This is a genomic window from Candidatus Jordarchaeum sp. (assembly GCF_052745115.1).
This window is the reverse complement of the sequence record NZ_JBRAKS010000118.1, coordinates 8652-11169: the sequence shown is the minus strand read 5'-3', so window position 1 is coordinate 11169 and position 2518 is coordinate 8652. Positions and strand designations below refer to the sequence as shown.

The following is a 2518-nucleotide window of genomic DNA, read 5'->3' as shown; positions in this document are numbered from 1 at the left end:
AAATCACGAATCTTAACGCGATCAAAAGGTAGGGCAAAACTGATAGCTGAGCGTGCCTCCGGAAGCACATAGCTTAGATCCACACTCGGCGGTCCACCAGCCAAGGTATCCAAAGTAGCATAACCCACCCGTATTGCGCCCCGCTCACGCAGAAACTTTTCAATCTCGCTCTCCAGAGTGGTTGTAGCTTTTGTGGTCATAATAATCAAATCCAATCATTAGCTTTATAAATAATATTTTTGATTTATTAGGGATGGTTTCGAGTGCATGTATTCTTTTCGAACTATCCCAGCAACCCACATACTTAAGGCGCCTTCTCGATTTATTACTTCCATTCTTTTTTCTTATTTTAAATTAACCCAATTTCTTTTGTGTATAAAATATAGATTTAAATACTTCCGAAATGAAATTAGTTTTTTAAAAAGAAACATGGAGGGAGTAATTCCATATGGTTGTTGTTAATGGGGCTCAACTCATTGTTAGGGCTCTTCAGAACGAGAATGTGAAGGTTATTTTCACTCTCTGCGGCGACGATGACCTAATTTACAACTATTGCGAAGATGCTGGTATTAGACTGATTGATTTTAGACACGAGCAGGCCACGGGTCATGCAGCTCAGGGCTGGTCTATAGCAACAGGTGAGGTGGGTGTGTGTTTGGTCCAGTCTGGTCCGGGGGTTACTGATCTTGCCCCGTCGATTACGGTGGCTTATCAGGAGTGTATTCCGGTTGTGGCTCTGGCTACGCATCCTGCTATGATGAATGTTGAAAAGTGTACGGTGAATGAATTCGATGCTGCGAAAATGTTCTGCTCATTTACGAAGTGGAGTGGTTTCTGCTACGAAACTGCAAGGTTGCCCGAGTACATTAATATGTGTTTCAGAATTGCTGCGGGTGGTAGACCGGGCCCGGTTTTACTGAATATTCCGGTGGATGTGATGGTTAAGGAGTGTGATGACCGTTTAGAGTGTGTGCAGAACTGTTTCTATCCTATGGAGCAGAACAGAACCCTTATTCGTCCCCATGGGGATCCGGATGCCGTTAAGCGGGCTTTGAATCTTCTTTTGAACGCTAAAAGACCTCTGATTATTTTGGGTAGTGGAGCCGGTTTTGCGAATGCGGGTGAGGAGGCGAGAAAGTTTGTGGAGTTAACCAGGATTCCAGTGGGCACCTGGGGTTGGGGGCAGGGACTGGTTCCAGATGATCATCCTTTGTGTTTTGGTTTGGCAAGTGTTATGGAGGGAGCGGGGCAGGCAATGCTTCCGGTTGCAGATGTGGCGCTAGTAGTGGGTTTAAGATACACTGATCTCTTTGGCTACGGACACCCGCCGTTCTTCGCACCAGACGTAAAAATAGTACAGGTGGATATATTTGCGGAGGAGATAGGAAGAAATAGGCCTGTTGAAATTGGAATCGTGGGAGACGCCAAGGCAGTGCTATCCCAATTCTACATGCAGGCTAAAGAAATTCTTAAGGAACCAAGGCCAGAGTCTGACTGGGTTAAAAACATGCGGGTGGAGAAACAGAAATTTGAGGAAAGAATGGCTCAAGAAGGTTCCAGCGACGACATCCCAATCAAACCCCAGAGACTGGCTAAAGAGATTAGGGAATTCATGCCAAGGGACGGCATCATAATACTGGATGGGGGCGACACCACGGTCTGGGGATTAATGTATCTCAGAGCCTACTATCCCAAACACCTCTACTTCTCGGGCGGACTATACATCCAACACCTAGGTGGCGGAGTACCCATGGCCATAGCGGCAAAAGCAGCAAACCCGGACAAAAAAGTCCTAGTCTACACCGGAGACGGCAGCTTCCTATTCAACGGAAAAGAGATAGACACTGCAAGAAGACACGACCTCCCCTTCGTCACAGTAATCCATAACGACTGCCAATGGGGAATGGTGGCCAGAATTCAGAGACTGGCACACGGGCCGAAGTTTTACGGGCTGGGGTCCAAACTCAGTTCGAACACCAAGTATGACAAGTACGCTGAAGCCTTCGACTGCTACGGGGAACTGGTCACAGATCCCAGCGAGATAAAACCCGCCTTAAAGAGAGCATTCGATTCCGGAATCCCCGCAGTCATTGATGTGCGCATAGACCCGGATGTTGAAACAATTCTAGACTACCTTTGGGCGAGTGCCTACAATCCCGCCACCTACGAGAGAAAGGTACCCGAAAAACCGCCTGAAGCCGTCACACCAGCACACTAATTTTTTTATTTTTTTAATTAATTGGCAGTATTAGCTTTAATTTTTAATTAGACTCGCTAAAAACCACTTCACCACCTAATCGAAACTTTCTCAAAAACCGATTACTTTAAATTAGTTACTTTAAATTTTAAACTAGAAAATGGTGAGAAAATGGTCTCAATCACACCCGAACTGTACGACATTATAGTCAAAATAGTAGATGACAGAGTAAGAGAAATAAAAGTGACAAGAGAAGAATTCGACAAATTAACAACAGCAGTGAACAAACTTGCAGAAGCACAGAACAGAACAGAGGAAAGA

1 protein-coding gene and 1 pseudogene are annotated in these 2518 nt (G+C 45.4%); one reads left to right on the top strand and one right to left on the bottom strand.

What is annotated here, in order from left to right:
- A pseudogene (locus ACUVXA_RS09990) lies at positions 1–200 on the bottom strand (hypothetical protein); the annotation flags it as partial.
- A 248-nt stretch (positions 201–448) separates the two neighbouring features.
- Between ACUVXA_RS09990 and ACUVXA_RS09985 the strand changes: the two are divergent.
- Positions 449–2218, top strand: coding sequence for a thiamine pyrophosphate-binding protein (locus ACUVXA_RS09985; RefSeq protein ID WP_445871111.1), 1770 nt, complete (start codon positions 449–451; stop codon positions 2216–2218).
- Positions 2219–2518 lie beyond the last annotated feature (300 nt).